The sequence below is a fragment of the Mesorhizobium sp. M7A.F.Ca.CA.002.05.1.1 genome, assembly GCF_003998335.1.
Taxonomy (GTDB): domain Bacteria; phylum Pseudomonadota; class Alphaproteobacteria; order Rhizobiales; family Rhizobiaceae; genus Mesorhizobium.
This window is the reverse complement of sequence record NZ_RZQI01001210.1, coordinates 1-1399: the sequence shown is the minus strand read 5'-3', so window position 1 is coordinate 1399 and position 1399 is coordinate 1. Positions and strand designations below refer to the sequence as shown.

The following is a 1399-nucleotide window of genomic DNA, read 5'->3' as shown; positions in this document are numbered from 1 at the left end:
CCGTCGCGCTGCTGGTTGCGGGGCCGGTCGGGCTGATGTCGGCTGTCTACATGGCCGAATATGCAACGCCCAAGGTGCGCTCGGTGGTTAAGCCGGCGCTTGAACTTCTGGCCGGCATACCGACCATCGTCTACGGCATCTTCGCCGTCGTCACGCTTGGGCCGTTCCTGCGCGACCTGTCCGCGGCGCTGACCGGCGGTTCGCCCTTCATCCAGGGCCAGAGCATCTTCACCGCCGGCCTGGTCATGGGCGTCATGCTGATCCCGGTCGTGTCCTCTCTCTCGGACGACATCATAACCGCGGTGCCGCGCGCCATGCGCGACGGGTCGCTTGGCCTCGGCGCGACCCGCTCCGAGACGATCAAGCGGGTGATCCTGCCGGCTGCACTGCCCGGCATCGTCGGCGCCATCCTGCTGACCGCCTCGCGCGCCATCGGCGAAACGATGATTGTCGTGCTGGCGGCGGGCGTCGCCGCCAACCTCACCATCAACCCGTTCGAGGCGATGACGACCATCACCGTCAAGATCGTCAACCAGCTCACCGGCGACCTCGAGTTCAATTCGCCGCAGACGCTGGTCGCCTTCGCACTCGGCCTGACGCTGTTCGCGCTGACGTTGGTGATGAACATCGTCGCGCTCTACATCGTGCGCAAATATCGGGAGCAGTACGAATGACCGACATTTCCATGGATACGATGGTCAGGGCGGCGGCCCATCCGCGCCGCGACATCGGCCTGAAGGCCCGTTACGCCGCCGAACGCCGTTTCCGCTTCTATGGCGTCGTGGCGATTTCCGTAGGCCTGGCGTTCCTGGCAATCATGCTGATCACCATCGTCTCGAAAGGCTACACCGCCTTCTGGCAGACGACGGTATCACTGCCGATCTCGTTCGACGAGAAGGTGATCGATCCTTCCGGCAAGCGTGCAACCGATCCGAGCGTTCTGATCAAGGCAAATTATCCCAAGCTCGCCGAAAACGCGCTTGTGGCCAAGCTCGGCATCTCTCCTGATGACAAGCCGATGATCCAGAAGCTCAAGGGCTTCCTGTCGGAAGGCGCCCGCGTCCAGTTGCGCGACATCGTTGCCGCCGATCCGTCCGTGATCGGCACGACACGCAACGTCAACATCCTCGCCGCCGCCAATCTCGACTCGGCTTTCAAGGGCCAGATCGACCTCAGTGTCGAGGAAGCGCGACGCAAGGTCTCGGACCAGCAGATCACCTGGATGAACAAGCTCAAGGCCGAGGGCGCGATGGCCGAGCACTTCAACAGCGGCCTGTTCACCTACGGCGCCTCCAGCCGCCCGGAAACCTCGGGCATGGGCGTGGCGATCATCGGCTCGTTTTATATGATGGTGATCGTGTTGCTCCTGGCGCTGCCGATCGGCGTCGCCGCCTCCATC

At 63.5% G+C, this 1399-nt stretch carries 2 protein-coding genes; both read left to right on the top strand.

Annotated elements, in window-relative coordinates:
• On the top strand, positions 1 to 674 hold a 674-nt coding region (gene pstC, locus EN939_RS34185; RefSeq protein WP_127271826.1), incomplete at its 5' end, for a phosphate ABC transporter permease subunit PstC.
• A partial coding sequence (locus tag EN939_RS34180; protein ID WP_127271825.1) for a DUF3333 domain-containing protein occupies positions 671 to 1399 on the top strand: 729 nt, incomplete at its 3' end. The genes pstC and EN939_RS34180, both read left to right, overlap by 4 nt.